Source organism: Lacrimispora struthionigena (genome assembly GCF_048627165.1).
In the GTDB taxonomy this organism is placed as follows: Bacteria; Bacillota; Clostridia; order Lachnospirales; family Lachnospiraceae; genus Lacrimispora.
In genome coordinates, this window is sequence record NZ_JBMBWP010000001.1 from 1508938 (window position 1) to 1532408 (window position 23471).

The 23471-nt window shown below is 42.2% G+C and carries 28 protein-coding genes and 1 riboswitch; of the genes, 23 read left to right on the forward strand and 5 right to left on the reverse strand.

The window, feature by feature from the left end:
* Positions 1–72 precede the first annotated feature (72 nt).
* The 3 genes from ACOAOT_RS06785 to ACOAOT_RS06795 all read right to left on the reverse strand — a co-directional run bounded on the left by ACOAOT_RS06785 (position 73) and on the right by ACOAOT_RS06795 (position 3052).
* Complete coding sequence (locus ACOAOT_RS06785) at positions 73–1749, reverse strand: flavin monoamine oxidase family protein (protein WP_420216298.1); 1677 nt, start codon at positions 1747–1749, stop codon at positions 73–75.
* A gap of 73 nt (positions 1750–1822) precedes the next feature.
* Positions 1823–2830 (reverse strand): ABC transporter substrate-binding protein, encoded by a 1008-nt coding sequence (locus tag ACOAOT_RS06790; protein ID WP_420216299.1) that lies wholly within the window; start codon positions 2828–2830, stop codon positions 1823–1825.
* Positions 2831–2905: 75 nt separating this feature from the next.
* Positions 2906–3052 carry a hypothetical protein gene (locus ACOAOT_RS06795; protein WP_277407186.1) on the reverse strand — a complete coding sequence of 49 codons (147 nt, stop codon included), beginning with the start codon at positions 3050–3052 and terminating at the stop codon, positions 2906–2908.
* Positions 3053–3191: 139 nt separating this feature from the next.
* Here ACOAOT_RS06795 and ACOAOT_RS06800 point away from each other — a divergent pair, with 139 nt between their 5' ends.
* Both ACOAOT_RS06800 and ACOAOT_RS06805 read left to right on the forward strand, forming a co-directional pair.
* Positions 3192–4001, forward strand: a complete 810-nt coding sequence (locus ACOAOT_RS06800) for a Cof-type HAD-IIB family hydrolase (RefSeq protein WP_420216300.1) — start codon at positions 3192–3194, stop codon at positions 3999–4001.
* Between the two features lie 81 nt (positions 4002–4082).
* Positions 4083–4382, forward strand: a complete 300-nt coding sequence (locus tag ACOAOT_RS06805; RefSeq protein WP_097005014.1) for a YerC/YecD family TrpR-related protein — start codon at positions 4083–4085, stop codon at positions 4380–4382.
* Between the two features lie 42 nt (positions 4383–4424).
* Here ACOAOT_RS06805 and ACOAOT_RS06810 read toward each other — a convergent pair whose 3' ends face one another.
* The gene (locus ACOAOT_RS06810) at positions 4425–5039 is read right to left on the reverse strand and encodes a DUF1836 domain-containing protein (RefSeq protein ID WP_420216301.1); all 615 of its coding nucleotides are present in this window, start codon (positions 5037–5039) and stop codon (positions 4425–4427) included.
* A 205-nt stretch (positions 5040–5244) separates the two neighbouring features.
* On the opposite strand from ACOAOT_RS06810, the gene ACOAOT_RS06815 reads away from it, so the two are divergent.
* The 13 genes from ACOAOT_RS06815 (at position 5245) to spoVAE (ending at position 13453) form a co-directional block, all read left to right on the forward strand.
* Entirely contained in the window at positions 5245–5631 is a 387-nt protein-coding gene (locus tag ACOAOT_RS06815; RefSeq protein ID WP_170820050.1) for a RidA family protein, read from the forward strand.
* Positions 5632–5856: 225 nt separating this feature from the next.
* Complete coding sequence (locus ACOAOT_RS06820; protein WP_420216302.1) at positions 5857–7182, forward strand: bifunctional folylpolyglutamate synthase/dihydrofolate synthase; 1326 nt, start codon at positions 5857–5859, stop codon at positions 7180–7182.
* Positions 7175–7315: a hypothetical protein gene (locus ACOAOT_RS06825; RefSeq protein WP_170072532.1), complete on the forward strand. Its 141-nt coding sequence runs from the start codon at positions 7175–7177 to the stop codon at positions 7313–7315. Before ACOAOT_RS06820 ends, ACOAOT_RS06825 begins: the two co-directional genes overlap by 8 nt.
* Positions 7316–7326: 11 nt before the next feature.
* On the forward strand, positions 7327–8643 hold the full coding sequence (locus tag ACOAOT_RS06830; protein WP_420216303.1) for a hypothetical protein: 1317 nt from the start codon (positions 7327–7329) through the stop codon (positions 8641–8643).
* A 138-nt stretch (positions 8644–8781) separates the two neighbouring features.
* Positions 8782–9123, forward strand: a complete 342-nt coding sequence (locus tag ACOAOT_RS06835) for an STAS domain-containing protein (RefSeq protein ID WP_420216304.1) — start codon at positions 8782–8784, stop codon at positions 9121–9123.
* Between the two features lie 10 nt (positions 9124–9133).
* Positions 9134–9568, forward strand: a complete 435-nt coding sequence (gene spoIIAB / locus ACOAOT_RS06840) for an anti-sigma F factor (RefSeq protein WP_104439017.1) — start codon at positions 9134–9136, stop codon at positions 9566–9568.
* 5 nt (positions 9569–9573) lie between these two features.
* The gene (sigF, locus tag ACOAOT_RS06845; RefSeq protein WP_277407190.1) at positions 9574–10287 is read left to right on the forward strand and encodes an RNA polymerase sporulation sigma factor SigF; all 714 of its coding nucleotides are present in this window, start codon (positions 9574–9576) and stop codon (positions 10285–10287) included.
* 64 nt (positions 10288–10351) lie between these two features.
* Positions 10352–10510, forward strand: coding sequence for a hypothetical protein (locus ACOAOT_RS06850; RefSeq protein WP_420216305.1), 159 nt, complete (start codon positions 10352–10354; stop codon positions 10508–10510).
* On the forward strand, positions 10507–11133 hold the full coding sequence (locus ACOAOT_RS06855; RefSeq protein WP_420216306.1) for a stage V sporulation protein AA: 627 nt from the start codon (positions 10507–10509) through the stop codon (positions 11131–11133). The genes ACOAOT_RS06850 and ACOAOT_RS06855 overlap by 4 nt, the downstream gene beginning before the upstream one ends.
* Positions 11123–11548: a stage V sporulation protein AB gene (locus tag ACOAOT_RS06860; RefSeq protein WP_420216307.1), complete on the forward strand. Its 426-nt coding sequence runs from the start codon at positions 11123–11125 to the stop codon at positions 11546–11548. Before ACOAOT_RS06855 ends, ACOAOT_RS06860 begins: the two co-directional genes overlap by 11 nt.
* Before the next feature lie 29 nt (positions 11549–11577).
* Positions 11578–12030, forward strand: coding sequence for a SpoVA/SpoVAEb family sporulation membrane protein (locus ACOAOT_RS06865; RefSeq protein ID WP_104439021.1), 453 nt, complete (start codon positions 11578–11580; stop codon positions 12028–12030).
* A gap of 31 nt (positions 12031–12061) precedes the next feature.
* Positions 12062–13078, forward strand: a complete 1017-nt coding sequence (gene spoVAD, locus ACOAOT_RS06870) for a stage V sporulation protein AD (protein ID WP_420216308.1) — start codon at positions 12062–12064, stop codon at positions 13076–13078.
* A gap of 18 nt (positions 13079–13096) precedes the next feature.
* Positions 13097–13453 (forward strand): stage V sporulation protein AE, encoded by a 357-nt coding sequence (gene spoVAE / locus ACOAOT_RS06875; protein ID WP_104439023.1) that lies wholly within the window; start codon positions 13097–13099, stop codon positions 13451–13453.
* Between the two features lie 63 nt (positions 13454–13516).
* Here spoVAE and ACOAOT_RS06880 read toward each other — a convergent pair whose 3' ends face one another.
* Positions 13517–16168 (reverse strand): transglycosylase domain-containing protein, encoded by a 2652-nt coding sequence (locus ACOAOT_RS06880; protein WP_420216309.1) that lies wholly within the window; start codon positions 16166–16168, stop codon positions 13517–13519.
* A 163-nt stretch (positions 16169–16331) separates the two neighbouring features.
* On the opposite strand from ACOAOT_RS06880, the gene ACOAOT_RS06885 reads away from it, so the two are divergent.
* The 8 genes from ACOAOT_RS06885 to ACOAOT_RS06920 all read left to right on the forward strand — a co-directional run bounded on the left by ACOAOT_RS06885 (position 16332) and on the right by ACOAOT_RS06920 (position 23374).
* On the forward strand, positions 16332–16994 hold the full coding sequence (locus tag ACOAOT_RS06885; protein WP_420216310.1) for a YigZ family protein: 663 nt from the start codon (positions 16332–16334) through the stop codon (positions 16992–16994).
* 165 nt (positions 16995–17159) lie between these two features.
* Positions 17160–19001 carry a translational GTPase TypA gene (typA, locus tag ACOAOT_RS06890; protein WP_420216311.1) on the forward strand — a complete coding sequence of 614 codons (1842 nt, stop codon included), beginning with the start codon at positions 17160–17162 and terminating at the stop codon, positions 18999–19001.
* A 202-nt stretch (positions 19002–19203) separates the two neighbouring features.
* Positions 19204–19830 (forward strand): single-stranded DNA-binding protein, encoded by a 627-nt coding sequence (locus tag ACOAOT_RS06895; RefSeq protein ID WP_104439027.1) that lies wholly within the window; start codon positions 19204–19206, stop codon positions 19828–19830.
* Between the two features lie 125 nt (positions 19831–19955).
* Positions 19956–20459, forward strand: a complete 504-nt coding sequence (locus tag ACOAOT_RS06900) for a cob(I)yrinic acid a,c-diamide adenosyltransferase (protein ID WP_420216312.1) — start codon at positions 19956–19958, stop codon at positions 20457–20459.
* A gap of 23 nt (positions 20460–20482) precedes the next feature.
* A riboswitch (Lysine riboswitch) is annotated at positions 20483–20657 on the forward strand.
* Positions 20658–20799: 142 nt separating this feature from the next.
* Positions 20800–21684 (forward strand): 4-hydroxy-tetrahydrodipicolinate synthase, encoded by an 885-nt coding sequence (gene dapA / locus ACOAOT_RS06905; protein ID WP_420216313.1) that lies wholly within the window; start codon positions 20800–20802, stop codon positions 21682–21684.
* A gap of 30 nt (positions 21685–21714) precedes the next feature.
* On the forward strand, positions 21715–22473 hold the full coding sequence (dapB, locus tag ACOAOT_RS06910) for a 4-hydroxy-tetrahydrodipicolinate reductase (RefSeq protein WP_420216314.1): 759 nt from the start codon (positions 21715–21717) through the stop codon (positions 22471–22473).
* A gap of 74 nt (positions 22474–22547) precedes the next feature.
* The gene (locus ACOAOT_RS06915; RefSeq protein WP_420216315.1) at positions 22548–22853 is read left to right on the forward strand and encodes a hypothetical protein; all 306 of its coding nucleotides are present in this window, start codon (positions 22548–22550) and stop codon (positions 22851–22853) included.
* A 158-nt stretch (positions 22854–23011) separates the two neighbouring features.
* A complete protein-coding gene (locus ACOAOT_RS06920) occupies positions 23012–23374 on the forward strand; it encodes a hypothetical protein (RefSeq protein WP_420216316.1) in 363 nt (120 codons plus the stop codon).
* The last annotated feature ends 97 nt before the right edge of the window (positions 23375–23471 follow it).

The following is a 23471-nucleotide window of genomic DNA, read 5'->3' on the forward strand; positions in this document are numbered from 1 at the left end:
TTTTGACCATTAAAAGAGGGGCTGCATTTAATAGAAGATTCTATTAGGGCAGCCCCTTGCTTTTTAATGATACTACATTGGCTGACTGTAAATAGAATAGGCCAGCTGATTGGCAGCCTCCTTTCCTGTATACAGCGCCCCCTGCATCCAGCCGTGCTTTGTGGATATGTGCTCGCCGGCAAAGAAAACCCTTTGATTGAATTCAGGCTTTAGCATCTCATAAGCGAACAATGGTTTCTGCCCTGGGAGTGACTCAGCAAAAGCCCCCCGGTTGTAAGGCTCATTATCCCAGACCACGGTCTTATGGTCTGCCACAATGGGATCTAAGTATCCTCTTGGCAGTCCATGAACCTCCTCTACACTTTCTTTTATATACTCAAACCGAAGGGGCTCTAGCATATTCCCCACTCTTGTTGAATTTAAATGATAGTTATAGGAAGCAATCAGTACACCTGGTTCATTTGGTGAGCAGAAAGAAGGATCCGGACACAGAAGATGATCTCCGGGATAGAAAATGTACTGAATCGGCAGATCTGTCTGGGAAAATCCTCCTACCATACGACCATAATCCGTATCCTGTTCCCAAAAACGTTCTCTGCATAAAAAGAAGGTTTTTTGAGAATTGGTATAATTATATTCTAAAATGGCCTGCATCTTTGGATTGCTGAAACCTGGTTTGATTTCCACTTCCCGCAGAGTGGAGTAGGGGATTGCGCATATAACATAATCGAACGTATCAGAAGTTCTGCTCAAATCCCGCACATTACGATGGGCAAGAACAATCTGATCGCTATTTTCCTGCTGGTAAATACCTGTGACCGTCTGACCGGGCTGGTAAGTGACAGTGCCTAGCTGAGAGGACGGAATATTTTGATATTGGGGTAAATTGTCATTGTAGAAGGATTGAATAAAGGCGTAGGGCAGGTTTACAATCCCGTCTTCTATGGTATAGGTATTACGGTAATCAAGGGTATACTCCTCCTGGACAGTTTCAGCGTAACTGGCATCAATCAAAGACCCGGTTCCCGGATCCACCCCTGAGATGAGGCTGATTGCCCCTTGGCTGAGACCCAGATTTTCCAGAGTCTGCCGGACAGAATAGTTCATAAAGGGCAGAATTTCAGAAGAGTACCGGGGTAAGATCTGTATCAGCTCCGAGCGGATATCCGGCGAAAGCTGCATCATTGGATACGTAAAGGCGTAGTCATTTAGCTCTGCCCAGGGAGTATTTCGTTCCTGAGGAGTTAAGTCGTACAGGGGATAAAGATTCTGCTCGATGGATTCTGTTGTTCTTAAGCGGGTGTTATGTACATACAAAAAATTGTTGCGCTGCCTTACAGAGAGAGGACGGGTATTGAGACCAAACAAATTAATATAGTGCCAGGTGGTTTGATGGGTAACCGGGATTCTGTGGGCGCCGAATTCGTTATAATATTCCGTATTAAAATAGTAGGTATAAACTCTTCCTCCCACTCTGCTGTCATTGGCCTCAAGAATGGTAATGTCAGCCCCCAGCTTTCGAAGCTCAAATGCAGCAGACAGACCGGCAAGACCTCCTCCGATCACGCCGATTTTTACACCCTTTAGTTCTCCTGGCTGTGCATAATTTGTAATGTCCGGAGGCGGACTCAGCAAACGAACAATATTTTCGTAATCTTCCGGCCGTCCAGCCATCTCCAATGAATTTCTGATCATTTCCTGCCGCTCTTCATTGGTGGGATTCAGTATCTGAGTGAATGGAGCATTCATTGATTTCACCTCATAATGTCACTATGATAAGGGGACAATTGCCTGCGCAATGTCCCCTTTGTTGTTGAGCTGATTATTTGGCAGCCTTCTCAGAATACTCAGTCGTCACTAGATTTTCGTAAGGAACCCGATCTTTTAACTGACCAGCCTCCTCCAGAATATTCTCTAAAAGCTCAAAGCTGTCTTTGTTAAAAACAGTATCCTTTTTCCAGGTATCCTGGGCTTTATAACGGTCTACAATGGCGGCAATGGTTTTTACATCGGTTTCCTTAAACTGGGGCTGGATTACTTTTGCAATTTCTTCCGAGGAATGAGAATTTACATATTCCAGGCCTTTTTGAATGGCATTGGTAAATTTCTGTATTGTTTGCGGATTCTTTTCCAGGTAGCTTTTTTTGGCACTGTAGGCGGTATACGGAATATAGCCTGAGTCTACGCCCAAAGAAGCAACTACGAAGCCATTGCCTTCCTTTTCCAGTCCAGTTGCAAACGGTTCAAATTCTACGGTATAATTTGCATCATTGCTGGTAAAGGCCGCTGCCGTCAGTCCGAAATTAATGCTCTGATCGATTGTCAGATCTGTGGCAGGATTGATTCCGTTCTTTTTCAGGATATATTCAAATACCATTTCCGGCATACCACCGGCTCTGCCGCCCAATACTTTCTTCCCTTTTAAGTCGGCCCACTTAAAATCAGGCTGCTCACTTCTTCCAACAAGGAAATTGCCTGCACGCTGAGTCAGCTGTGCAAAGTTAACTGCGTAATCCTGGGAGCCGTTAGCATAAGTATAGATTGAGGCCTCGGAGCCCATAAAACCAATATCTGCATCACCGGATATAAGGGCGGTCATAACCTTGTCAGCGCCGGCTCCGTTTACTAAGGTTAAATCAATGCCCTCATCCTCAAAGTATCCCAGCTCTATGGCTGCATACTGAGGGGCATAAAAGATGGAATGGGCAACTTCATTTAATTTGACCGGGGTTAAGTCCGATGACTTTGTCTTTGAACCGCAGGCAGTTAAGCTTAGTAAAGACGCTCCGGTGAGAACGGCCATGATAAATGTACGATAGGCTTTTCTCATAAAATCCTCCTTTTTCATATCTTAATACTACATTGTATTGTTGTAATACGGGAAAGTACCTTGTCTTAAAAAATTTTAAATAATAAAGATCTGGGCGGATACGTGGGAAAAAAGGGGTTTGATCTGTTTTCTGGATGTTGTTCTGCAGCTGGTTAGTAAGCCGGCGACCACAATTACAGCCAGAAAGATTGCAATTGCTTTCTTCATTTGATTCTCCTCCATTCATCCTCCTGATAGAATGCTATGTAGGCTGACAGGCAGAGTTTACGAACTATTCCATATTTTCTTATTTAAAGATGGTATATAGGTTAAAACTGTGCTATACTGCTATAGTAAAATTTACAAAAGCAGGTGAAGTACAATGAAATATCGCATAATAGTGCTTGATTTGGATGGGACGCTGACGAACCGGGATAAAGAAATCACGCCCAGAACAAAAGAAGCACTTTTTGAGTTGCAGCGCCAGGGCGGAGTGATTGTGCTGGCTTCCGGCCGCCCGACTTATGGAATCATGCCCGTTGCAAAAGAATTAAAGCTTCATGAAACAGGCGGTTATATTTTATCCTTTAACGGAGGACGTATTATAGACTGTAAATCAGGAGAAACCATCTTTGCAAAGGAGCTGCCGGTATCTTCCAACCAGAAGATTATACGAATGGCCAAGGAGCACGGGGTTAATATCTTAACTTATGAAGATGATCTAATCATAACCGGGAATGCCGAAGATGAATATGTAGGCAAGGAATCTGCCATTAATAAACTGAAAGTCAGAGAAGTGGAAGATATGGAAGGCTATGTACAGTTTCCTGTAGTCAAATATCTGATGCTGGAAGAGGGAGACTATCTTGCCATGGTAGAGCCCAAGGTCAAGGCTGCGCTGGGACGTGATTACAGCGTGTACCGCTCAGAACCTTACTTTTTAGAGATTCTTCCCAAAGGAATTGATAAAGCAGCAAGTCTGGAACGGCTTCTTACTCATCTTAACATGAGCCGGGAGGAGATGATTGCCTGCGGTGACGGTTACAATGATTTGTCTATGATTGAGTACGCCGGGCTTGGAGTTGCCATGGAAAATGCAGTTCTTCCTGTCAGAAAAGCAGCTGATTATGTGACTGCTTCCAACAATGATGACGGAATTGCTCTGGTAGTGGAAAAATTTATGCTTTCCTGATGCCTCAGGGGGTGGATTTTATAACGTTAATATGTTAAAATACAGATAGACCATAAGGAATAAAAAGGGGATAGATCTCATATGAATAAAAAAATTAAGACAGATGCAGTTGATCATCTGTTTGAAGCAATTTTAACCTTAAAAACACCGGAGGAGTGCTATACGTTTTTTGAGGATGTATGTACGGTGAATGAGCTGTTAAGCTTATCCCAGAGATATGAAGTAGCTAAGATGCTGCGGGAAGGCAGAACCTATCTGGAGATTGCAGAGAAGACCGGTGCGTCCACAGCGACCATCAGCCGGGTGAACCGTTCCTTAAATTACGGGAATGACGGTTATGATATGGTATTTAAGCGTCTGGAAGAGAAGAAAGAGATATAGAAAACAGGGGACAAGCCCATACCGGTTCTTGTCCCCTGTTCGTTATTTCTTCTTTTTTAAAGAAGGATCTTCTCTTAAATCGTCAATAAGCTGTTCGATCACCTGCTTTTTTACGTATACATCCAGTGACAGCTCGCAGATCCAGGAAAAGAGGCGTAAGTATTCCAGATCATCACCCTCAATTCCTTTTTCTTCAAAGGTCTTGCTGGAATGCTGGTACTTTTCCATTATGTCGGATTTAATACGTTCTAAATCAGAACCTTCCTGAGAAAATACTTCCTTATAGATTGCTTCTAATGGCATGCCATCAGAAGGATTAAAGTGCTTTTCGGTAATTGGTCTGAAAAGCTGTTCAATATCATTAAAGGATAACAAATTTTTAAAATAGTAGATGAATATAAGCAGAAGAATATGTTCTTTCGTATACTTCTTTTTATTAGGAGCGGGAAGAAGATTATTCTTGGCATAATTATTGATCATAGTCTTGGTTAAGACCTTATCATCTGGATAACGCTTTGTTTCGCTTAAATGCTTATCCATAAAAGTAGTGACCTGATCCATATATAAATCAATGTTTGGAATGGTTTCCGGCGAGATATAGCCAAGCCCATCCAAATGCTCTAAAATTTTTTGTAATCGTTCCTCGTTGGTTTTCATATGTCCTCCGTTCTGCACGGGAAAGCTCCGCACATGTGATAATCCCCTTAGTCATATTATATAGTATTCAATACCAGATGACAAGGGGTAAAAACTCCACTTAAACTAAATATTTTTGAGTGTACCAAAATAATTTTCTTGACTTTTGAGGAATGTGTGTTAATCTAGAAATATCATTGTAATGAACGAAAGGAGATACATAATTATGAAAAAAGTTTTGGCGACAGAAAAGGCTCCAGCAGCAATTGGTCCTTATTCTCAGGGTGTTCGCGGGGGCGATTATGTGTTCGTGTCCGGTCAGCTTCCCATTGATCCGGCAACCGGTGCATTTGCAGGTGAGGATATTGCATCTCAGACAAGACAGTCTTTAACCAATATAAAGGCCATACTGGAGAGTGGTGGTTTATCCATGGATCAGGTGGTTAAAACAACGGTATTATTAAAGAATATCAATGACTTTGCAGCAATGAATGAAGTATATGCAACCTTTTTTAAAGGAGAATGCCCAGCCAGAGCAGCATTTGGTGTGGCAGCTCTTCCGAAAGACGCATTAGTGGAAATTGAAGCCATTGCATATTGCGGAGAATCATAAGCTGTATCAGATAAGTAGAAAGGGGATGCCGGTTAACTGGCATTCCCTATTTTAAATTCAGGCAATTTCCCCCTTTCCGGGAATGTACGGGGGACAAGATGTAGAAATAAAGGACTTTTTGCGAAAGAAATGGGTTGCATATTGGCAGACTTATATTATAATTAATTGAGGAAGCTGGATCAGTCCGTTTTCTATGAATTTAAGCAGGAAGTTGGTACTTTAAGGATGAGATTTGAAGAAACGGCAGAGGAATATTTAAGCCGTATCCCGATGTGGGCGAAAAAGAAGAATTCACTGGAAGTGATCAGGACATTTTTAAAAGAGATGGGCGAGCCTGATGAAACCATGAGAATCATTCATGTTGCAGGGACCAATGGAAAAGGTTCTGTATGTGCTTTTTTGCAGTCTGTGTTCTTAAGTGCTGGATATAAAGTGGGTACATTTACATCCCCTCATCTGATTGATATAAGAGAACGTTTTTGTGTAAATGGAGAGATGGCATCGGAATCAGCTTTTACAGACAGCTGCTGGACAGTGAGATCTCTTTCTGAACGGATGATAGAACAGGGATACTGCCATCCGTCTTATTTTGAATTTTTATTTTATATGGCTATGGATTTATTTCAAAAGTCCGGGGTTGATCTTGTGATTCTGGAAGTTGGCTTAGGCGGAAGGCTTGACACAACCAATGTCATCCGTAATCCGCTGGTATCTGTTATCACCTCAGTCAGTCTGGATCATACGGAATACTTAGGTGATACAATAGAAAAGATCGCTTCTGAAAAGGCAGGTATTATTAAGAAGAATATTCCAGTGGTGTATGACGCAAATGACCAGATTGTTTCGGACGTGATTCGAAAAAGAGCAGTGGAACAGGACGCACCTTATTTTGAAACGGACAGGCATTGTTACCAGATCACAGGATCAGAAAACAACGGCTTCCAGGCAGAAATGAAAGGGGTAAAAGGGGATGTATATCAGGTAATGATTCCTTCTCCAGCCAGATATCAGGTCATGAATGCTCTTCTCGCTTTGCGGGCAGTAGAAGTATCCGGACTACTGGGAGATATGAGACTGAAAAAAGCAAGGGAACAGATCCGGACAGGCTTTTTAAAAATGCGCTGGCCTGCCAGAATGGAGGAAGTTCAGCCAGACGTGTTTTTGGATGGGGCACATAATCCAGGAGGTATGGAAGAATTTGTAAAGACTGGGTCTGAACTGTGTGCAGACAGGAAAAAGAGGGCGAATCTTTTATTTTCTGCCGTTTCCGATAAGAATTACCACGAAATGATACGATTGATTGCAGCCAGTCTGCCACTGGACGAGGTGGCAGTGACCCATATAGATTCCCACAGGGGAATGAAGACAGAGACAGCCTTACATGAGTTTGAAGAAGTGATTCATTGCGAAATAACAGGATTTCAAAACACAGAGGATGCATTGCTTTCTATGCTTCATAAACAGGATGAGGATCATCTGCTGTTTTGTGTAGGTTCACTCTATTTAATGGGTGAGATAAAAGCCGTTTTAAGGAGGATTAAACATGATTGATTTTGATTCTGAGATTAAGGACTACAGGCCAAGCCTGGAGGTCGATGCAGTTGAAGATGCCATTGTAAGAAGTGATTTAACGGATATGAATGATCTTATGATGAATCTGATTAAAGAAGTCAGCAAGGAATAGGCGGATAAAATATGGATTATGAACGAAGAATCCGGGTGATTGCAAACAGCTATTATAATATGGGACTGGAGAAGGCCAGGCTAAGAGATTTAACCGGATCAGCCGATTGTTTAAAAAAGTGTCTTCATTTTAATAAATATATGACAGATGCAAGGAATCTTCTTGGTCTCATCTACTATGAGGTAGGAGAGGTGGGAGATGCATTGGTTCAATGGGTTATCAGCAAGAATTTACAGTCTGAAGATAACCGAGCCGATTACTATCTGGAAGTGATTCAGAAGAAAAAGGGCACCATGGATCTGGAGCGGAGGGCAGTGCGCCGGTATAATCAGGCGCTGGCTTACGTCAAAAGCGAAAGTGAGGATCTGGCCATACTACAGCTTAATAAAGCAGTGGAGGACAAGCCCAATTATGTAAAAGCCCAGCTTTTATTTGCACTCCTGTACATCGTCAGGGAGGATTACCAGAAAGCGGGGAAGGCAGTAAATAAGGTGCTTCAGATTGATCATAATCATCCGAAAGCGCTTTATTATAAATCAATTATGAAAGAGACCGGTACCAGGGTTAAGCCAGAACGGGAACCGGAAAAAAGAAAACTAAAGAACGTGGTTTCCCACAGGCAGATGCAGGATGATGATGTGATTATCCCGCCAAGCTATAAGGAAAACACCAGGGATCAGGCGGTTTTAAACATACTGGCAGGACTTTTGCTGGGAGCCGCAGTGGTGTTCTTTATGGTTATGCCGGCGAACACCAAATCCATTAACGATAACCATAACAAAGAGATGTTAAAATACAGCGAGCAATTAAGCCAGGCCAATCAAAAGGCGGATCTTTTAACCCAAAAGCTTGATTCTCTGGAATCAGAAAAGAAGACAGCAGAGGATTCTCTGGCGTCCTTAACCAATAACTCTGACAGCGTTCTGGCTCAGTATCAGTCGGTTATCGGTATTTTGCAGGCATATAAAAAGGATGATTTTCCATCTGCAGTGAAAATCTATGCAGATCTCAATTCTGGGCTCATTGCTTCAGCAGATGTTCAGGCGATTATTGTTGAGATAAAAAAGGATATGGCACAGAAGGGCTGCCCCATTTTAGAGAGTCTGGGTGATAAAGCCATGGAAGCAGGGGACAGTCAGTCCGCTCTTAATTATTATGCAAAATGTATTGAGTTAAAACCAGACAGCTGGCAGGCGAAGTTTAAGACTGCCGTTATCTACAAGGGAATGGATCAGAAGGATCAGGCCAATGGTTTGTTTTCTGATATCATAAATAACAGCAAAGACGAAACGTTATCTGCTAAGGCGAAAACAGAACGAGGTTTTTAATGGCAGAATTCGAAAAGACACTACAGAAGAAACATATTTTTGTGGTGTCTTTTTTTATTCACCCGGATTATTTTCGGTATAAAAAACACTCTTCTCTGGTATTACGGACAGACAATAAGAAATGGAGGAGTATTGCATATGAATCAACCACACTTTACGTATGAGGCAGAAGGCAACACATTAATTGTTCATCTGCCGGAGGAACTGGATCATCATAACTGTTCCGGGTTAAAATATGAAACAGATTTAATCCTTTCCGAGAATTATATCCGCCGTATTATATTCGATTTTTCCAGTACAAGATTTATGGATTCCTCCGGGATCGGAATCCTGCTTAATCGTTACAAGCAGATGGCATTAAGCGGAGGAAGTGTAGCCATTTACGGTGCGGGATCTCAGGCTCTCCGCATTTTAAAAATGGGAGGAATTTTAAAATTAATGAAATTATATGACTCTAAGGAAGCAGCAGTCACAGGTTGAGGAGGAACATATGTCAGAACAAAACAAACCAGAAATTCTGAAAATGGAATTGGAAGCCCTGTCCCAAAATGAAGAATTTGCCAGAGTAGCAGTAGCCGTTTTTATGGCCAGGCTGGATCCTACCCTGGAGGAGGTGGAAGATGTGAAAACGGCTGTCTCAGAGGCAGTCACCAACGCAGTCATCCATGGATATCAGGGGAAGGGAGGAATCATCTACATAGAAGTGACGGTTGAGGGACAGGAACTGACTGTTTCCGTCAGGGATACAGGAATTGGGATTACAGATATTAAACAGGCGATGGAACCCATGTTTACCACGGATCCTGACGGAGTCAGGTCTGGTATGGGATTCTCTTTTATGGAAGCATTTATGGATCAGGTGGAAGTTAAGTCGGAGCCAGATAAGGGAACTGCGGTGATTATGAAAAAGAAGATTAGCAGGTGAGCCCTATGGATGAGACCATGAGATTGATACAAATGGCTCACGATGGAGATAAAGCGGCAAGAGACCGGCTTGTGACCGAGAATTTTGGTTTGATCTGGAGTATTGTGCGCAGATTTACAGGGCGTGGTTATGAGCCTGAGGATTTATTTCAGATTGGAAGCATTGGTTTAATGAAAGCCATTGATAAATTTGATTTATCCTATGAAGTCAAGTTTTCCACTTATGCAGTCCCAATGATAACCGGAGAGATTAAGCGTTTTTTAAGAGATGATGGAATCATAAAAGTCAGCAGGTCCATTAAAGAAATGGGGATGAAGGTAAAAAATGTGCGGGAGGAGCTGGTTTACCGCTTTGGAAGAGAGCCTACAGTAGAAGAGATAGCAAGAGAAATCGGGGCCAGTAAAGAAGAAGTGGCAGCTTCTATAGAAGCTGGAGCTGAGGTGGAATCGCTATATCGTTCTGTCAATAAAAATGACGAAAACAGTCTGCTTCTCATTGATAAAATTGAAGAAGAAAGCTCTGCACAGGAAGAATTGTTAAACCGAATGGTGCTTCGGGAATTGCTAACCGATTTATCGGATAAGGACAGGGAAATTATTATACGACGGTATTATTACAATGAGACCCAGAGTCAGATTGCTGATAAGCTAGGCATTTCCCAGGTTCAGGTTTCCAGGCTGGAAAAAAAGATTTTAAAACAGATGCGCGAAAAATTATAGAATAAAAAAATTTCATACGGCTCATACTAATTTTGAAAAACCAGAGAAAAGGATGTGAGCATGTATGGAATCCATGAAACATAAACTAGTCATGACGCTACTGGTCATATGCTTAATTGCAATCGCAGCTGCAATCTGGTATATGATCGCCGTTATGCCCGATGGTACACAGAAGGAGGGAACACTTGTTGAGGCCGCTCCCAGATGGGAGATGGTTTCATGAGTAAGACCGTATATTTAAACATTAGTGAAATTACAGAGGTACACCACAAGGAAGTGCAGCTGAAAGATGTAGCTGATGTTTATTGTGACGATTCTGCTGTTTTAAATAAGTGTAATGCAATGCGGATTAAAACCATTCATTCTGATCGTAACAAGCGTTATATTGAGAGTACACTTGATGTGATTAAAAAGCTGGTGGAAATGGACCCGGCTATCTCTGTCAATAACGTGGGTAAAGTTGATTATATCATAGATTATCACAAACCCAAATCTCCAAACTGGGTGTGGCAGTGGATAAAAACAATTTTTGTCTGCGTGATCTGTTACTGCGGTGCAGCTTTTGCAATTATGACATTTAATAATGATGTAAGTGTCGCGGAGGTGTTCAAGGAAATTTATAAGATTATTATGAGAGAGGAATCCAGCGGTTTTACGATTCTGGAAGTCAGTTATTCCATTGGACTGGCTGTTGGAATTGTTGGATTTTTTAATCATTTTGCAAAAATTAAGATCAATACCGATCCGACCCCACTGGAGGTGGAAATGCGTCTTTATGAAGATAATATCAGCAAAACCCTGATCCAGAATGAAGGGAGAAAGGAGTCTGATATCGATGCTTCCTAAAGAGGTGTTGCTATGCTTAGTCGGATTAAGCGCTGGCGGCATCATAGCAGCCGGCGTTTTTGCCTTTTTGGCGATCATTGGAGTGTTCCCCCGCCTGATTGGATTTACTCATACAAAGAAACACATTATGCTGTATGAGTCATGTATTATTCTTGGAGGTGTGATTGGAAATATCGGTGACATTTACGAAACACCCATTGGATTTGGAGGTAATATATTTTTAGGTATCTTTGGATTGTCAGTGGGAATATTTGTAGGCTGCCTGGTAATGTCTCTTGCAGAAACATTGAAAGCACTACCTGTTTTTAGCAGAAGAGTTAATCTGGGAGTTGGCCTGCAATATATCATACTGTCTATCGCCCTTGGTAAATTGACAGGATCCCTGTTATTTTTTGCAGAACGCTTTGGACAATAACAGCAATTATTACAGAATGGAGGAAACGAATGGAAGTTAATAAAAAAGCCTATGAAGCTTATGTAAAGGAAGTAACTCCGGTAAATAAAAAACTTCCCAATATCATCAAAGCCTTTTTGGTAGGAGGAATTATCTGTACCATAGGTCAGATTTGCACCACACTGATTATGAACCAGGGAGTGGAAAAGGATACTGCGTCCGCCTGGACCACTTTGATTTTAATTGCGGCCAGCGTGATTCTTACAGGATTAAATATCTATCCTAAAATAACCAAGTTTGGAGGTGCAGGAGCATTGGTGCCCATAACTGGCTTTGCAAACTCCGTGGTAGCACCAGCGGTAGAATTTAAAGCAGAGGGACAGGTATTTGGAATTGGCTGTAAGATTTTTACCATTGCCGGACCGGTTATTCTTTATGGCATATTAAGTTCGTGGATACTGGGAGTGATCGCCTATGTCCTGAAAGCCTTCGGCATAGTGTAGACCAGATTGATAGAGAAATGGAGTGAGTAAAATGCAGGTTGGAAAAGCAAGCATAAAATTTGAAGAGCCTCCGGTGATTGAGAGTATGGCTTCCATAGTCGGAAAAAAAGAGGGGGAAGGTCCCCTTGGCAAGCTTTTTGATGTAGTGGAGCAGGATGATATGTTTGGAGCAGATACGTGGGAGAAGGCAGAAAGCGCACTGCAAAAGCAAACCGCAGACCTGGCAATTGAAAAAGGAGATGTCCGGAAAAAGGACATCCGTTATTTGTTTGCCGGGGATTTACTGGGGCAGCTGATTGCAACATCATTTGGTACAGTAGATTTGGAAATTCCTTTATTTGGTCTTTTTGGCGCCTGCTCCACCATGGGTGAGGCCTTAAATCTTGGCTCTATGACAGTGGCTGCAGGTTATGCAGACAAAGTAATGGCAATGGCATCCAGCCATTTTGCAACAGCTGAAAAACAGTTTCGATTTCCACTGGGCTACGGAAGTCAGCGCCCGTCATCTTCTTCCTGGACAGTGACCGGCTGCGGAGCTGTTATTCTCACCAAACACAGGAAAGAAGGAATAGCGGCGATTACAGGTATTACCACAGGCCGTATGGTGGATATGGGAATCAAAGATTCCATGAATATGGGAGCAGCTATGGCACCTGCCGCATTTCATACCATACAGCAGAACTTTGACGATTTTAATGTAGATGAAAATTATTATGATAAAATCATAACAGGAGATCTTGGCCGGGTTGGCCGCACCATTCTCCTGGACTTCATGAGAAACAAAGGGCATGATCTGGAGGCCATCCATACAGACTGCGGAATTGAGATATTCGATCCTGATTCCCAGGATACACATGCAGGAGGAAGCGGCTGTGGCTGTGCAGCATCAACGCTCTGTTCTTATATATTACCAAAAATCAAGGATGGAACGTGGAAGCGAGTTCTTTTTGTGCCAACTGGTGCACTGCTGTCCACAGTAAGCTTTAACGAAGGAGAAACTATTCCTGGTATTGCTCATGGAGTTATGATCGAGCATATAGACAACTGATCTGGAAAGGAGAACGCTATGGAATTTGTAAAAGCATTTTTGGTAGGCGGAGCAATCTGCGCAGTGGTTCAGGTTGTGATGGACAATACCAAATTGATGCCCGGGCGGATTATGGTGCTTTTAGTAGTAATCGGAAGCATTCTTGGAGCTCTTGGAATCTATCAGCCCTTTAGTGACTGGGCAGGAGCAGGAGCAACGGTTCCTCTGCTGGGATTTGGCAATTCTCTGTGGAAAGGCGTCTTAAAGAGCATGGGAGAGGACGGTTTTCTGGGAGTGTTTAAAGGTGGATTTACTGCAAGCGCAGTGGGGATTTCCGGTGCTTTGATTTTTGGATATCTGGGATCCATTATATTCAAGCCCAAAATGAAAAGCTGATTTTTTTATATAAGGAGAGGGCATCAGACCTGTTTTAAGGTTTGATGCCCTTCTTTTTTTTAATCAATAATCTTGCCAGGGATAAATGGGTTTAGTTGCGCCGGGATTTTGTGGAATGTAGCCCGGTGCGTATTGCTGGGGAGATGTCTCATCTTCGTAAGGATAACTGCCTGGAGGTATGGTAATGGAATTTGCTGAATGAATAGTGCAATATCCAGGCATTGCGTATTTGGAATCATCTGTCTGACCTGTCTCGCCGTTTGGAAGAACCATAAATACGGCAGTTGTCCGTTCCGGACAATAAGGAGTGGGCAGCTGATGGGATACGGAACATACGGTTGCTCTTACGTGATTGTTACATACGTCTGTGGGTACCGTTCCCTTTGCAAAGTATTCTGTATAAACAGCATTGCCTCTGGGATCTTCTGTACAGACGCCGGTCACTGCCAGTTTGCCGGATTTTCGGCAGATCTGAGCCGTTTCTATACTGTCAGGTATGGGGAAACCAGGGTCTGGCTTTCCTTCATGGATTCTGGTCATGATCTTGCGCCAGATTGCCTTGTGGAAGGAGGCACCTCCGTTTTGCTTCGTCAGTTTCTGGTTATCGTCGCATCCAGCCCAGATACCGGCAGTATAGTAGGGGGTATAACCTATAAACCAGATATCGTTGTTGGCTGTGGTAGTACCACTTTTACCGGCAGCGGACATTCCCGGTATTTTAGCAGCAGGGCTGGTGGAACTGGGACCGGAACTGGAAAATTTCCGGCTGCTTTCCATGGAAGCTGCCATTGCATCGGTTAAGAGAAATGCAGTGGAGTCTTTTAAAACACGATGGGTCTCGGGTGTATTATCAATTAAAACCTTGCCGTCGTGATCCAGGATCTTGGTGAAAAAGACCGGTTTTGTATAGACTCCGCCGTTGGCAATGGTGGCAAAAGCGCCGGTAAGCTCTAAGTTTGAAACGCCTTTTGTGATTCCTCCCAGTGCAAGAGCCGGATTGTAATCGGTGTCAGTCAGGGAAGTGATTCCAAAGTTCCTAGCGTACTCTACACCCAGCTGGGGCTTCACTGTTTCAACCAGGCAGCGCACAGCCACGATATTCATGGAATAAACGATACCGTCACGGATGCTTGAGTATCCCTGATATCCGGAACTGTACCAGTTGGAAAAAGTTTTATTACCAATTGTGTAAACTGAATCATAATAAACCGATCCCAGGGTGGCACCGCAGGTGTCCAGAGCCGGAGAAAATGCGGTGAGGATTTTAAAGGTAGAACCTGGCTGACGATAGGTATTGCTGGCACGGTTTAATGTCAGGCTGGCCAGTTTCTGTCCCCGTCCTCCGTTAATTGCTTTTACTTCTCCTGTTTTCTGATCCATAATGACAAAGGATGCCTGAGGCTGCAGGGTTTTATGAAGGCTTTCTCCAATTATGGTATCTCCTTCTTTCAGCTGATAGCTTTTATACCCCTGTATATCTGCATCCGCCGCTTCTTCGTTATTATATAAGCCATCATAGCCGTTATCCCCCATCTCCTTGTGATAGCGCTTGACATTTTCTTCGGAGTAGTGGGTGGTTGTTCCATCCTTGTGAGTGACGGACAGCCGGTATTCGATGGAATAGCGTGCTGCAGTATAATTTTCCGGATTATTGATTTCTTCATCTACAATGGTCTGGATTCCAGGATCCTGTGTTGTATAGATGGAGAGACCTCCGCTGTATAGCATATTATGAGCCTGAGTATCGGTATAGCCTAACTTTTCTTTCATGGAAGTGATAACTTCTTCCACCAGTTTGTCTGTAAAATAACTGTAAGGAGAAGCAGTTTCCTTGGTTGCAGTGTCAACATTCTGGATTCGGGAATAGACGTCATCTGCAAGAGCCTGGTCTTCCTCTTCCTTTGTAATATATCCCTGATCATGCATGTATTGAAGGATGACCTTCTGCTTGTCTGCGTTATTCTTCTGACCGGATATGGGGTTAAATTTAGATGGGTTTTGTGTGATTCCTGCTAAAACTGCACATTCTGATAAAGTCAGATCCGATACATTTTTGTTAAAATATCTCTTGGCAGCCACTTTGACGCCCAGGGTATTGTTGCCTAAGTTTATGGTGTTTAAGTAGTTGGTAATGATCTGTTCCTTTGACATAACACCGTCAAGCTTAATGGCCAGAAACCATTCCTGAAACTTTCGTTCCAGACGTTCTCCAAAACTTTTTTCCATACCTCCGCCAAACACACTGTTTTTGATCAGCTGCTGTGTAATGGTGCTTCCTCCTCCGGCTGTGGAATCGCCGGTCAGTACACCTCTTACCGCTCTCATAATGGAGCGCAGATCGATTCCGTTATGTTCCCAGAATCTGGAATCCTCATAAGAAACAAAAGCATTGACCAGATTTTTAGGAAGTTCCTCGTAAGTGGCTTCCTCTCTGTTTGAACCTGCAGTTACCAGGGTCTCGGTGACATTGCCCGCACTGTCGTAAACGGTAGTGGCATATTCGTTGGGAACAATGGTTGAGATGTCCACATCAGGAGCATTGTCTATGATTCCCTTTACCATGCCTAATAAGACGCTTGCAGCCACAATGCTTCCAAACAGGCATAGGATAAACAGACTTTTTAAAAAGGCAAGAAAAACCTTTGTGGTGTATTTCCTCGCTTTTGAATTGGCAGATTTGATCTTTCTCTCTGTCGCTTGCTTGCCGTAATTCATGGGAAACCTCCTTTACCGGTTCATTATACCAAAAATTGTCGTGCAATTCAACACTTACCATTTTTGGAACAAATTTATCCATTTATACATGGAACCTTGATCCTGCACCTTATTTTAGATATAATGGGAGAGGATTGTTTATATAGAAGAAATGAGGATGCGTATGAGAAAAGCCTATAAAATATTATACAAAGAAGGTACGGGAGAAATTGTTGAAAAGAAATCCCGTTTTATAGCCAGCTTCCGACCTGTTAAAACAGAAGAAGAGGCTCAGGCGTTTATAGAGGAAATAAGAAAAAAGTACTGGGATGCCAGTCATAACTGTTATGCCTGGATTCTGGGTGAGAATGGGGAAGGGAAGCGCTGCAGTGACGACGGAGAACCCAGTCAGACTGCCGGAAAGCCCATGCTTGATGTTCTGGAAGGGGAGGAGATCGTGAATCTCTGCGTGGTAGTTACCCGCTATTTCGGAGGAACCCTTCTTGGTACGGGAGGTCTTGTAAGAGCTTATTCCGCAGCGGTAAAGGAAGGCCTTAAGTCATGCACGGTTCTTAAGCTGGTACCGGCAAAAAAACTTATTATTGACACAGATTATAATGGAGTGGGAAAAATACAGTATCTCTTGGGCCAGTCAAATATTACTACGTTAAACAGTGAATATACAGATCATGTCATGCTCACGGTGCTGGTGCCTGATGAGGAAGTTTTAAAGCTTCAGGCAGACATAACGGAGGCTACCGGTGGGAAAGCAAATCTTGAGACAGGCGATTGCGTATTTTTTGGTATCCATGAAAAAGAAGTCTTATTGTTTCCCGAAGGATCATAGTTTTGCATAAAATAAAAAAAATCTTGCAATATTATATTTCAGGTGTTATACTAATAAATCGTGATAATGTAGATGAAACTAAGGGCATAGCAGGTCCTTAGTTTTTTATGATATGGGAGTGAATTACCTGTATTATGCTTGAATAACAGAAAGAAGAGTACATTTATGAAGATGAAAAGAGAAGACGTCAGGAATGTGGCAATCATTGCCCACGTCGATCATGGTAAAACTACGCTTGTGGATGCCCTGTTAAAGCAGAGCGGTGTGTTCCGTGAGAATCAGGAAGTGGTAGAACGCGTTATGGATTCCAACGATATTGAAAGAGAGCGCGGAATCACCATCTTATCCAAGAATACGGCAGTTCATTTCAAAGATACAAAGATTAACATTATTGATACTCCTGGACATGCAGATTTCGGCGGAGAAGTAGAGCGTGTATTAAAGATGGTTAACGGAGTTATTCTGGTAGTAGACGCTTATGAAGGTGTTATGCCCCAGACCAAGTTCGTATTAAGAAAAGCACTGGAATTAGGACTTTCTGTGGTAGCCTGTATCAATAAAATTGACAGACCGGAAGCAAGACCGGAAGAAGTAGAAGAAGAAGTGTTAGAGCTTCTTATGGATCTTGACGCTAGTGAAGAGCAGCTGGATTGTCCATTCCTTTATGCTTCAGCAAAAGCTGGATTTGCAAAAAAACAGCTTGAAGATGAAGGCGTTGACATGGCTCCTTTATTCCAGACAGTCATTGACCACATTCCTGCACCGGAAGGTGATCCGGAAGCTTCAACCCAGCTTTTAATCAGTACCATCGATTATAATGAGTATGTGGGACGAATCGGAGTTGGTAAAGTAGATAACGGCAAAATCAGAGTTAACCAGGAATGCGTCATTGTCAATCATCATGATCCTGACAAATTCCGTAAGGTTAAGGTTGGTAAGCTGTATGAATACGAGGGCCTTAATAAGGTAGAAGTACAGGAAGCAGGAATTGGTGCCATTGTAGCCATTTCAGGTATTGCAGATATCCATATTGGTGATACTCTCTGTTCTGTAGAAAACCCGGAAGCCATTTCATTCCAGAAGATTTCTGAACCAACAATCGCCATGAATTTCATGGTAAATGACAGCCCTCTTGCAGGTCAGGAAGGTAAATTTATCACTTCCCGTCATTTAAGAGAACGTTTATTCCGCGAATTAAATACAGATGTCAGCCTTCGTGTGGAGGAGACAGAATCTCCGGACTGCTTTAAGGTTTCCGGTAGAGGAGAGCTTCATTTATCTGTTCTGATTGAGAATATGAGACGGGAAGGCTTTGAATTTGCAGTAAGTAAAGCAGAAGTTTTGTATCATTATGACGAAAGAAACAGAAAACTGGAACCAATGGAAATCGCTTATATCGATGTACCGGAAGAGTTTACCGGAGCTGTTATTCAGAAGCTTACAGGCCGTAAGGGTGAACTTCAGGGTATGAGTCCGGCTAACGGCGGATATACAAGACTTGAATTTTCCATTCCATCCAGAGGATTAATCGGCTACCGCGGTGAATTTATGACAGACACCAAGGGCAACGGAATCATGAATACTACATTTGATGATTATGCACCGTTTAAGGGTGAATTGTCTTATAGAAAGTCCGGATCCTTAATTGCTTATGAATCAGGAGAATCCATAACCTATGGTCTTTACAATGCCCAGGAGAGAGGAATTCTGTTTATTGGAGCTGGAGTGAAGGTATATTCCGGTATGGTAATCGGACAGAACCCCAAGGCAGAAGATATTGAAATTAATATCTGTAAAGCAAAGAAACTGACCAATACCCGTTCTTCCGGAGCAGATGACGCTTTAAAACTCAGCCCTCCAAAGGAGATGAGCTTAGAGCAGTCTCTTGACTTTATTGATGTTGATGAGCTGTTGGAGATCACCCCGGTAAGCCTTCGAATCAGAAAGAAAATTCTGGATCCAACAATCAGAAAACGTACTTCTCAGAATAAAAAATCTTTAGTATAAATTGTTATAAACAGGAGAATGCTGACGTAGATCGCCGAAATATCGCCGATCAGTCAGCATTCTCTGTTATTTTTTGTGCATTCTGCCTCCTTCTGTCGATATTTTTGGTATGCTTTTTATCATTTTCATGTATTCTGCCACATAAATTTAATATTAGCTGTGAAGCATATTAGCAAATTAGTGAAAGAAGAGGAGAAATACTATGTCAGAAAAAATGATTGAAAACAACAAAGTAAGCGTTATCGGAGAGATTGTCTCCGGCTTCACCTTCAGCCATGAGGTATTTGGAGAAGGATTCTATATGGTGGACATTGCGGTAAACCGTCTCAGTGATCAGGCAGACGTGATTCCGTTAATGATCTCCGAGCGTCTCATCGACGTGGAAGGAAATTACGAAAGTTGTACCATAGAAGCGGTTGGTCAGTTCCGTTCCTATAATCGTCATGAAGGAACAAAGAACCGCCTTGTACTTTCCGTATTTGTCCGTGAGATCCATTTTATGGAAGAGTTTACAGATTACACAAAAACCAATCAAATTTTTCTGGATGGATATATCTGCAAAGCACCCATTTACAGAAAAACCCCGTTAGGCAGGGAAATTGCAGATTTGCTTCTTGCAGTGAACCGCCCTTATGGAAAGTCCGATTACATACCCTGTATCGCATGGGGAAGAAATGCAAGATATGCTTCTGGTTTTACAGTAGGCACCAGAGTTAAAGTCTGGGGAAGAGTTCAGAGCAGAGAGTATACCAAAAAGCTTACGGATACGGAATGTGAAAAAAGAGTGGCTTACGAGGTATCGGTCAGCAAGTTGGAGTGCTCTGAATAAAATATTATTAATATGTTAAGGAAATAATAAGAAAACTTGAAAAAATATTAAATATATGATACGATAAGCAGGTTCTAACATAATAAGTAAATAATTGCTTTTTAGCTGTTATGAGGTGCTGAAAGATGAATCGAGGTACGATACAGGTTATATGCGGGGAAGGGAAAGGCAAGACGTCTTCTGCACTCGGCATGGGAATCGAGGCTCTGACGAAGAACAGAACTGTCATCATGATTCAGTTTTTGAAAGGCTGTCAGGGACGGGGATCTCTGGAGATTATGAAAAGACTGGAACCGGAGATGAAGATCTTCCGGTTTGAAAAGTGCGATGGATTATTTGAGAATCTGTCCATGGAACGGCAGGAAGAGGAACGTATGAATATCCGCAATGGTCTTAATTTTGCCAGAAAAGTAGTGTCTACAGGAGAATGCGATATGCTGATCCTGGATGAAATTCTTGGACTTTTGGACCAGGGTATTGTAGAAGCGGGAGAACTCATAAAACTTCTTCAGGCTAAAGTGGATGAGATGGAAGTCGTATTAACCGGTAAGGTATTTTCAAAAGAGATAGAACCTTATGTAGACAGTATTCTGGAAATCAATCATGTTAAAGTTGACAATACAAAATAATAATGTTAGTATGGTAACATACATAATAGAGTAGAGGTTGCGTTGCTTATCAGTATATTGTCCGATGTATCAGGTACAGAGGAGGACAGTGGAAAGGAAGAGACGCCGAAGAACGGTATGGCCTGAACATATCTGTTCTGGGCATATGGTTAAGAGCCATATGACTGTCATCCGTATGGATGGGGAGCTACTTAAAGAAAGATGAGATTACCAGATTCTGGACTTTAAGAGCTGACCCTGTTGTCAGCTCTGTTTTTTCGTTTTGACAGGAAGAGCAGAGTATCAAAGGGCCCTTAGAAGTTTACTATGTATAACGATAAAGAATCAGGAGGATAAGACCATGGCAATTTTTGAAGGCGCAGGAGTAGCGCTTGTAACACCATTTCAGGAAAACGGACTTGTTAATTATGAGGTACTTGAAAAATTGGTAGAGGAGCAGATTGCGGAGGGAACCGATGCGATTGTTGCATGTGGAACCACTGGCGAAGCATCTACCATGACTCATGAGGAACATCTGGATGTAATCAGATACGTATGTGAGGTAACGAAGAAAAGAATTCCAGTCATAGCCGGAACTGGTTCTAATTGCACGGATACAGCTGTTTATCTGTCTGTGGAAGCACAAAAGCTGGGTGCGGATGGTCTTCTTCTGGTATCTCCGTATTACAATAAAGCGACACAGAACGGATTAAAGGCTCATTTTAAAGCTGTGGCAGATGCTGTGAATATTCCGATTCTTCTATATAATATCCCGGGCAGAACCGGTGTAACCATAAAAGCTGAGACCATTGCAGATCTCTGTCTTACTGTTCCTAATATTTTAGGCGTGAAAGAGGCCAGCGGCGACTTTTCTGCCATTGCTGATTTAATGAGTCTGACAGATGGGAAAGCAGATGTTTATTCCGGCAATGATAATCAGATTGTTCCCATGATGTCTTTAGGCGGAAAAGGAGTTATTTCTGTCTTATCCAATGTTGCTCCTGCAAAGACACATGAGATCTGCCAGGCGTATTTTGACGGTGATGTAAAGCGCAGCGCGAGACTTCAGCTGGAAGCTATCCCATTAATTAATGCGTTATTTAGTGAAGTTAATCCCATTCCTGTAAAAGCAGCGTTAAATCTCATGGGAAGACAGGCAGGACCAATGCGTCTTCCGTTAACTGAAATGGAAGAAAAAAATCAGGAAAATTTAAAAATTGCCATGAAAGAGTATGGAATTTTATAAGAAGTATATGCTATACATATGGAGGAAATCATGATTAAGATGATAATGCACGGCTGTAACGGGGCCATGGGACAGGTCATTTCCGGTATTGCAGCGGAAGAGAATAATATAGAAATTGTTGCCGGTATCGATCCCAACATGACGAAAGAAAATCCGTATCCGGTATTTTCTTCTTTAGAGTCCTGTGATGTAGAAGCGGATGTAATCGTTGATTTCACTTCTGCTAAAGCTGTGGAGGGTCTCCTTCATTACAGTATTGAAAAGCAGATTCCGGTAGTTTTATGCACAACGGGACTTACTGAGGATCAGGTAAAGCTGGTTGAAGAGGCATCCAGACAGGTAGCGGTGCTTCGGTCTGCCAATATGTCCCTGGGCGTTAATCTGTTAATGAAGCTTATAAAGGATGCTGCGCTTGTTCTTGCCGGCGCTGGTTTTGATATTGAAATTTTAGAAAAACATCACAACAAGAAACTGGATGCCCCCAGTGGAACAGCACTTGCCCTTGCAGATTCCATTAATGAGGCGATGGATCAGGAATTCCATTATGTTTATGACAGAAGCCAGGTAAGAAAAGCAAGGGATAAAAAAGAAATTGGAATTTCTGCTGTTCGCGGCGGCACCATTGTAGGAGAACACGATGTGATTTTTGCCGGAACAGATGAAGTTGTTACCTTCCAGCATACCGCGTATTCTAAAGCTATTTTTGCAAGAGGAGCAGTTTCTGCTGCCAAATTTTTAGCAGGGAAAAAACCGGGACTTTATACCATGAAAGATGTGATAGAATCCTGATTTTACAAAATTTTCCACTATAATTCATTTCTCCTTGACACATACTAAGCATAGAACATGAAAGGAGAAGTATTATGAAAAAGATAAAACCATATTTATTTGCGATTCTTGTTATTATGTCAGTTATGTGTCTGACAGCATGCGGTACAACCAAGGGAACTGACGGAACAACAAAAGCAGGAACGACAACCACACAGACAACCACTGCAGCGGGTACAAAAGCGCAGACAACAACAGCCGGAGCAACAAAGGCTGATGAGGGCAAGGAAAGCACAGGTGTTGTCAATGATGCTGTAAAGAGCGTTGAAAAAGGCGTTGATAAAATTACCGGTGAAAGTAATGGTCAGCCTACTACAGAAACTACTAAAGCAGCAAAATAATCTTTAACAAAAAGCTTCGGCATAAAATTATGCTTGAAGCTTTTTTTACTTTCGTATATAATCAGATCAGACACACATCTTAAATTCTATTGATTTGTATTCCTGTTTTTCTTCCGTTCCCCTTTATGCTATGCCTTTTATCAGTCAGGAGCTTGTTTATGAATTATATTTTAAAAAATTATCGCGTACTGCAATATAATAAAAAAAAGAAGCCATGGAGAAGTTTGAAATGGGCATTTAACCGCGAGAAAAGTCGCAGCAGATTGCGTTATCTTTTGTATTGCTGCCTGTTTATTGAAGCAGCCTTGTTCTTTCCCAGTGAAAGAGACCGAATATGCAGAGAGCTGGTAAAAATATATACAGTGAACGATGAGATCATGGAAGAAGCAATTACTGAAATTTCTTCTTTTGAAGGAACGGAGGGGGAAATAAAAGAACGTGGGGTTCTGCTGGATTTAAAAGAAGGGGAATTAAAATTATGGCAGAAAGTGGAGCGTCAGATCCTGAACGAATCACATTGAGAAACAGACATGTATATTGATCATTAGTATTTATAATAATAAAACCAGTTGCAATCCAATTTTCACTGTATTATAATTTCTACTGAAACACCATAGT

Bases quoted from the DNA above. Each gene is read 5' to 3' on its own strand.
- ACOAOT_RS06785 (WP_420216298.1), bottom strand. From the start codon at position 1,749: ATGAATGCTCCATTCACTCAGATACTGAATCCCACCAATGAAGAGCGG.
- ACOAOT_RS06790 (WP_420216299.1), bottom strand. From the start codon at position 2,830: ATGAGAAAAGCCTATCGTACATTTATCATGGCCGTTCTCACCGGAGCG.
- ACOAOT_RS06795 (WP_277407186.1), bottom strand. From the start codon at position 3,052: ATGGAGGAGAATCAAATGAAGAAAGCAATTGCAATCTTTCTGGCTGTA.
- ACOAOT_RS06800 (WP_420216300.1), top strand. From the start codon at position 3,192: ATGAAATATCGCATAATAGTGCTTGATTTGGATGGGACGCTGACGAAC.
- ACOAOT_RS06805 (WP_097005014.1), top strand. From the start codon at position 4,083: ATGAATAAAAAAATTAAGACAGATGCAGTTGATCATCTGTTTGAAGCA.
- ACOAOT_RS06810 (WP_420216301.1), bottom strand. From the start codon at position 5,039: ATGAAAACCAACGAGGAACGATTACAAAAAATTTTAGAGCATTTGGAT.
- ACOAOT_RS06815 (WP_170820050.1), top strand. From the start codon at position 5,245: ATGAAAAAAGTTTTGGCGACAGAAAAGGCTCCAGCAGCAATTGGTCCT.
- ACOAOT_RS06820 (WP_420216302.1), top strand. From the start codon at position 5,857: ATGAGATTTGAAGAAACGGCAGAGGAATATTTAAGCCGTATCCCGATG.
- ACOAOT_RS06825 (WP_170072532.1), top strand. From the start codon at position 7,175: ATGATTGATTTTGATTCTGAGATTAAGGACTACAGGCCAAGCCTGGAG.
- ACOAOT_RS06830 (WP_420216303.1), top strand. From the start codon at position 7,327: ATGGATTATGAACGAAGAATCCGGGTGATTGCAAACAGCTATTATAAT.
- ACOAOT_RS06835 (WP_420216304.1), top strand. From the start codon at position 8,782: ATGAATCAACCACACTTTACGTATGAGGCAGAAGGCAACACATTAATT.
- spoIIAB (WP_104439017.1), top strand. From the start codon at position 9,134: ATGTCAGAACAAAACAAACCAGAAATTCTGAAAATGGAATTGGAAGCC.
- sigF (WP_277407190.1), top strand. From the start codon at position 9,574: ATGGATGAGACCATGAGATTGATACAAATGGCTCACGATGGAGATAAA.
- ACOAOT_RS06850 (WP_420216305.1), top strand. From the start codon at position 10,352: ATGGAATCCATGAAACATAAACTAGTCATGACGCTACTGGTCATATGC.
- ACOAOT_RS06855 (WP_420216306.1), top strand. From the start codon at position 10,507: ATGAGTAAGACCGTATATTTAAACATTAGTGAAATTACAGAGGTACAC.
- ACOAOT_RS06860 (WP_420216307.1), top strand. From the start codon at position 11,123: ATGCTTCCTAAAGAGGTGTTGCTATGCTTAGTCGGATTAAGCGCTGGC.
- ACOAOT_RS06865 (WP_104439021.1), top strand. From the start codon at position 11,578: ATGGAAGTTAATAAAAAAGCCTATGAAGCTTATGTAAAGGAAGTAACT.
- spoVAD (WP_420216308.1), top strand. From the start codon at position 12,062: ATGCAGGTTGGAAAAGCAAGCATAAAATTTGAAGAGCCTCCGGTGATT.
- spoVAE (WP_104439023.1), top strand. From the start codon at position 13,097: ATGGAATTTGTAAAAGCATTTTTGGTAGGCGGAGCAATCTGCGCAGTG.
- ACOAOT_RS06880 (WP_420216309.1), bottom strand. From the start codon at position 16,168: ATGAATTACGGCAAGCAAGCGACAGAGAGAAAGATCAAATCTGCCAAT.
- ACOAOT_RS06885 (WP_420216310.1), top strand. From the start codon at position 16,332: ATGAGAAAAGCCTATAAAATATTATACAAAGAAGGTACGGGAGAAATT.
- typA (WP_420216311.1), top strand. From the start codon at position 17,160: ATGAAGATGAAAAGAGAAGACGTCAGGAATGTGGCAATCATTGCCCAC.
- ACOAOT_RS06895 (WP_104439027.1), top strand. From the start codon at position 19,204: ATGTCAGAAAAAATGATTGAAAACAACAAAGTAAGCGTTATCGGAGAG.
- ACOAOT_RS06900 (WP_420216312.1), top strand. From the start codon at position 19,956: ATGAATCGAGGTACGATACAGGTTATATGCGGGGAAGGGAAAGGCAAG.
- dapA (WP_420216313.1), top strand. From the start codon at position 20,800: ATGGCAATTTTTGAAGGCGCAGGAGTAGCGCTTGTAACACCATTTCAG.
- dapB (WP_420216314.1), top strand. From the start codon at position 21,715: ATGATTAAGATGATAATGCACGGCTGTAACGGGGCCATGGGACAGGTC.
- ACOAOT_RS06915 (WP_420216315.1), top strand. From the start codon at position 22,548: ATGAAAAAGATAAAACCATATTTATTTGCGATTCTTGTTATTATGTCA.
- ACOAOT_RS06920 (WP_420216316.1), top strand. From the start codon at position 23,012: ATGAATTATATTTTAAAAAATTATCGCGTACTGCAATATAATAAAAAA.